Here is a 5,765-nt window from a genome sequence, read left to right on the forward strand (position 1 = left end):
CATGGTGCGGAAGGAGAGACTTGAACTCTCACAACCGAAGTTACTGGAACCTAAATCCAGCGCGTCTACCAATTCCGCCACTCCCGCATCATTCGTACTTAAAGTACTGGTAGTTATTTTAAACTCTTCATTGAGCAACAAAAAGAATGGTGGCTAAGACGGGATTTGAACCTGTGACCCCATCATTATGAGTGATGTGCTCTAACCAACTGAGCTACTTAGCCATCTTTTTTGTTAGCACTTCATCGCTGAGTGCGGGGCGTATTATGCTGATATGACCTAAATCCGTCAACACCTTTTTTGCAAAAAAATGCTTATCAGTGTTTGTTTGCATTAAAATTAAGCTAAGTGGCGAAATTTCATTTAAATTGCTGTTTTTTTGACTGCAATTTATGAGTTTAATTCCCAAACGCATCGTAAGAGTTTTAAAACGTACATTTAAAGCTGCTTGATTTTCATACAAAAATCAAGTTTCAAAATTAGTTAGCGTGATCTTTTAGGTGATTTAAACATAAAAAAGCGAAAGCGAATGAATTTATATAGGCTATTTTGTCACTAAGGGGGCTTATTTTTACTTTTAAAATCCCCACAATTTGCTAATCGAGCAGTCAATAGGTCGCAAAATTGCTAGCGAGCTTTGAAATCCCCTCAATTAACTGTTGTTATCACTCATTTGCTTTCGACGACGATTCACTGTTAAGCATAAATAACACCGTACATCACTAAAAAGAACAAGCAGAGGTAAGGCTGCAGAAGTATTACTCACCATGCTTTGATGTTTTAGGAAGGGTTAGTAATATTTAGACAATAAAAAAGGCTCGTAATAACGAGCCTTTTAAAATCGAATGAGCAAATATGCTTATACGTTAAATAAGAAGTTCATCACATCGCCGTCTTTAACGATGTACTCTTTACCTTCTTGACGCATCTTACCAGCTTCTTTAGCACCGCTTTCGCCTTTAAACGCAATGTAGTCGTCAAATGCAATAGTTTGTGCACGGATAAAGCCACGCTCAAAGTCAGTGTGGATTTTACCCGCAGCTTGTGGTGCAGTCGCACCTACTGGGATTGTCCATGCACGTACTTCTTTAACGCCAGCAGTGAAGTAGGTTTGTAATTTAAGTAACTCGTAACCACCACGGATCACTAAGTTAAGACCTGGCTCTTCTAAACCTAGGTCAGCCATAAATTCTAGTTTATCTTCTTCTTCAAGTTCAGATAACTCAGATTCAATCGCTGCACATACTGGAATAACAACCGCATCTTCTGCAGCAGCAATTTCACGTACTTTGTCTAGGTAAGGGTTATTTTCAAAACCATCTTCTGCCACGTTAGCAATATACATGGTAGGTTTGATTGTTAAGAAGTTAAGCGGCTTAATCGCTGCTTTTTCTTCTTTTGTTAGTTCTAAAGAACGTAACGTTAAACCTTCATCTAAGTGTACTTTTACTTTTTCTAAAACAGCATTTTGCTCTTTAGCGTCTTTGTCGCCGCCTTTTGCTTTTTTAGCATTACGAACAATCGCTTTATCAGCACTGTCCATATCAGCAAGTACTAATTCAGTGTTAATTACGTCGATATCATCAGCAGGGTCAATTGTGCCAGCAACGTGAACAATGTTTTCGTCTTCAAAACAACGAACAACGTGACCAATCGCATCTGTTTCACGAATGTTTGCTAAGAATTGGTTACCTAAACCTTCACCTTTCGATGCGCCTTTTACTAGACCTGCAATATCAACGAATTCCATCGTCGTTGGTAAAATACGCTGAGGATTTACGATAGCGGCTAAATCATTTAAGCGCGCATCAGGAACCGGTACCACACCCGTGTTAGGCTCAATGGTACAGAAAGGGAAGTTAGCGGCTTCAATACCCGCTTTAGTTAGTGCATTAAATAGAGTTGATTTACCAACGTTTGGCAAACCAACGATGCCACATTTAAAACCCATAGTAAGATACCTTGTGTAATTTCATTAAAACGGATTAAGGTTTAAATGAATGTAGTCTGTTTTGTGCTTTTAACACACCATCTTTTGCAAGTATTTCCATACAACGAACTGCTTCGTCAACGGCGGCGTCCATTTTTTCTTGATCGTCTTTCGCGGCTTTACCTAGCACCCAGCCTGTTACCATTTCTCGGTGACCTGGATGACCAATGCCTATGCGAAGGCGCATGAAATCTTTTTGGTTTGCCATTTTCGCAATAATATCTTTTAAACCATTATGACCGCCGTGGCCGCCACCTTTTTTAAGTTTTGCAATCCCAGGATCTAAGTCCATTTCGTCATGAGCAACGAGAATGTTCTCAACAGGGATTTTAAAGAAATTAGCGAGACTACTCACCGCCTTACCACTTAAATTCATATAAGTTGTAGGGATCAGTAATTTAAATTCTTGGCCTTGAATAATCACTTTGCCGGTGAGGCCGTGATATTTAGGATCATGTTTGAGTGTGCAGTTATAACGTGCAGCCAGTTCTTCGATGAACCAAGCACCTGCATTATGGCGTGTGTTTGCGTATTCGGGGCCTGGATTAGCCAGGCCCACAAGCATTTGAATAGAATTCAAGGTGTTTACACCTTAAAAATTATTCTGCAGCGTCTTCTGAAGCTTCTTCTTCAGCTGGAGCTGCTTTGTTAGCTTTAACAGTAACAACTGACTGATCGTGATCAGCGCCTTTAGTTAGCTCAACAGATGAAACACCTGAAGGAAGTTTAAGGTCAGAAAGGTGGATTGAATCACCAGCTACTAAATCTGAAACGTTAACTTCAATGAACTCAGGAAGTGCTTTAGGAAGACACGTGATTTCGATTTCAGTTAATTGGTGAACAACAGTGTTACCAGCTTTAGTTACTTTCTCTTCACCGATGAAGTGTACAGGCACTTTAGTGTGAAGTTTGTGAGTAGCATCTACACGTTGGAAGTCTAAGTGAGTGATCTTAGGCTTGTACGGGTGACGTTGAATATCTTTAAGGATAGCTTCAACTGACTCGCCACCGATGTTTAAAGTAAGGATGTGCGTGTAGAAACCTTCGTCTTCTTGCGCTTTGATCATATCTTTGTGTGCAAGAACGATTGATGCAGCTTCTTTGTCAGCACCGTAAAGGATTGCAGGAACTTTATCTTCACGGCGTAGGCGGCGGCTCGCACCAGTACCTGTTTCTGTACGTAATTCTGCATTGTATGTGTAAGTTGACATAATGTCTCCAATAATTAATAGTCTTAGGGCCTTTGCGACCAAGGTCCCTAGCCAAAAGGCGCGCTATCATACCACCCCTTTCAGGGAAAATAAATAACGACTACAAAAAAAGCACCTAGACGGTGCTTTTTTTAGTATTACAGTAATGTTGATTAGTGTTCAAACATCGCTGAAATAGATTCTTCGTTGCTGATACGACGGATTGTTTCAGCAAGCATATCTGCAAGTGTAAGCACTTTGATTTTATCAATTGCTTTAAGCTCATCAGACAGTGTAATTGAGTCAGTCACGATAACTTCATCAATGACTGAGTTACGAATGTTCTCAGCTGCATTACCAGAAAGTACTGGGTGAGTGGCGTAAGCAAATACGCGTTTTGCACCGTGTTCTTTAAGCGCTGCTGCTGCTTTACATAAAGTGCCACCGGTATCGATCATGTCATCAACGATAATACAGTCACGACCTTCAACGTCACCAATAATGTGCATTACTTGTGAAACGTTTGCTTGTGGACGACGCTTGTCGATAATTGCAAGGTCTGTGTCGTTTAATAGCTTAGCGATTGCACGAGCACGAACAACACCACCGATATCAGGAGAAACAACAACAACGTCATCGAAGTCGCGTTCTTTCATATCTTCAAGTAGAACTGGGCTACCAAATACGTTATCAACTGGTACGTCGAAGAAACCTTGGATTTGTTCAGCGTGTAAATCAACCGTTAGAACGCGGTCAACACCAACACTTGAAAGGAAATCTGCAACTACTTTAGCTGTAATTGGTACACGCGCAGAACGCACGCGGCGGTCTTGACGTGAATAACCAAAGTAAGGGATAACGGCAGTAATACGTCCAGCAGACGCACGACGTAGGGCATCAACCATAACGATAAGCTCCATTAAGTTATCGTTAGTAGGGTTACAGGTTGATTGGACAATGAAAACGTCAGAGCCACGAACATTTTCATTAATTTGAACACTGATCTCACCGTCACTAAAACGGCCAACAACAGCATCGCCTAATTCAATATACAAACGTTTTGCAACTTTTTGAGCTAGCTCAGGTGTTGCGTTACCAGCGAAGAGCTTCATGTCAGGCACGGTAGGGTTCCTCAGGCACTGAATTTTGGGACTAACAGGCTATGGTAGGCACCAAAGCAGGTTAACATTTACTTGTACGTTACTTCATTTCAAAGTGAGCATTTAATGCTGTATGAGCAGGAGAAAGTGTAGCACTACTTGCAACAAAACCTGTCCATTTTTCTGGTAATTGAGCTAAAACTTGTTGTGCTTGTGCCTCGGTTGAAAACTCAGCAAAGCAGCAAGCGCCTGTACCAGTCATCTTTGACGGGGCGTATTTTAGCAACCACTGCAGGGCTTTTTCAACCTCGGGGCAGAGCTTTTTAACTAAAGCCTCGCAATCATTGCCTAAATTTTCTGTTTGCCAGTCTGCTTTTAGCTTAGGTGTGTCGCGCTTTAAATCTGGGTGGGTAAAAATTTTCGCGGTGCTCACATGCTGCCCTGGATGCACTACACAGAACCAACTTTGCGGTAATTCAATATTTTCTAGTTGCTCGCCAATCCCATGGGCAATGGCAGTGTGACCATTGATAAATACTGGTACATCAGCGCCTAATTTCACCCCAAGCTGAGCTAATTCTGTAAGTGATAAATCACAGCCCCATAGTTTATTAAGAGCAAGCAGGGTAGTGGCGGCATCAGATGAGCCGCCGCCAACACCGCCGCCCATAGGCAAACGTTTTAATAGCTTTATTGAAGCGCCTTGTTGGCAATCACAGTGCTGTTGTAATAAACGGGCTGCTTTATATATAAGGTTATCTGCAAGCTCAATACCGTTTGTATCACCGGTTACTGTAATATTTGGCTCGTTGTTGACAGTAAATGTTAAGTCATCACCAAATTCTAAAAAGGTAAATAAGGTTTCGAGTTCATGGTAGCCATCTTTACGGCGACCATTTATATGAAGGAATAAATTAAGTTTTGCAGGTGCTATTAACGTTAGCGGGGCGGTTGAAGCGTGTGTCATGATTAATTTAACTGCCAATCATTAAGTTGAATTTTAATACGAATTTTATTGTTTTTAAGGCTTAGCTTAACAGGAAGCCAATAACCATCTTGTTTGATGAAGTCTGAATAGGTTACTTGCCACTGTTGACCATTGTGAGCTTGCCAAATAAGACTTTTTAAACGGCCTTGCTCATCATAGCTTGCTTGGTCGCTCTCGACGGTGCCTTTTAGCCACTTTGCGGCATTATCTAATGGGATTGAAAAACCGGTTAAACGATATAACAACATTGAGGCATCACGGTCGGTATATACATTGTCGTCATACTCAAGTTCAGCACCTTGTGCATTTTGCTTTAAAGACAGAATACGGGTACCAATAAAACTGGTAAGTACCATGTCGCTGTATTGCTCATCATGTTGCCAATTTAAATTGGCTGACTGGCGCTGCTCTGTACTAATAAATGCCATTTTGCCTTGTACTTGCCACTGTGCTTGTTGTTCTAATCGGCTTTTCCAGTCAGGATAAATGTAATCAAC

The 5,765-nt window shown here is 41.2% G+C and carries 6 protein-coding genes and 2 tRNA genes; all 8 read right to left on the minus strand.

What is annotated here, in order from left to right:
• Positions 1–2: 2 nt before the first annotated feature.
• A tRNA-Leu gene (locus BIZ38_RS21420) sits at positions 3–87 on the minus strand.
• Positions 88–147: 60 nt separating this feature from the next.
• Positions 148–224, minus strand: a tRNA-Met gene (locus BIZ38_RS21425).
• A 635-nt stretch (positions 225–859) separates the two neighbouring features.
• Positions 860–1,951, minus strand: a complete 1,092-nt coding sequence (gene ychF / locus BIZ38_RS21430) for a redox-regulated ATPase YchF (protein ID WP_054551655.1) — start codon at positions 1,949–1,951, stop codon at positions 860–862.
• A gap of 34 nt (positions 1,952–1,985) precedes the next feature.
• Positions 1,986–2,570 carry an aminoacyl-tRNA hydrolase gene (pth, locus tag BIZ38_RS21435; protein ID WP_082389177.1) on the minus strand — a complete coding sequence of 195 codons (585 nt, stop codon included), beginning with the start codon at positions 2,568–2,570 and terminating at the stop codon, positions 1,986–1,988.
• A gap of 19 nt (positions 2,571–2,589) precedes the next feature.
• Complete coding sequence (locus BIZ38_RS21440; protein WP_138619876.1) at positions 2,590–3,201, minus strand: 50S ribosomal protein L25/general stress protein Ctc; 612 nt, start codon at positions 3,199–3,201, stop codon at positions 2,590–2,592.
• 152 nt (positions 3,202–3,353) lie between these two features.
• Positions 3,354–4,301, minus strand: a complete 948-nt coding sequence (locus BIZ38_RS21445; protein WP_054551652.1) for a ribose-phosphate pyrophosphokinase — start codon at positions 4,299–4,301, stop codon at positions 3,354–3,356.
• A gap of 79 nt (positions 4,302–4,380) precedes the next feature.
• Positions 4,381–5,247 carry a 4-(cytidine 5'-diphospho)-2-C-methyl-D-erythritol kinase gene (ispE, locus tag BIZ38_RS21450; protein ID WP_054551651.1) on the minus strand — a complete coding sequence of 289 codons (867 nt, stop codon included), beginning with the start codon at positions 5,245–5,247 and terminating at the stop codon, positions 4,381–4,383.
• 2 nt (positions 5,248–5,249) lie between these two features.
• On the minus strand, positions 5,250–5,765 hold a 516-nt coding region (gene lolB / locus BIZ38_RS21455; RefSeq protein WP_187491266.1), incomplete at its 5' end, for a lipoprotein insertase outer membrane protein LolB.

The organism is Pseudoalteromonas sp. BZK2 (genome assembly GCF_014349195.1).
In the GTDB taxonomy this organism is placed as follows: Bacteria; Pseudomonadota; Gammaproteobacteria; order Enterobacterales; family Alteromonadaceae; genus Pseudoalteromonas; species Pseudoalteromonas simplex.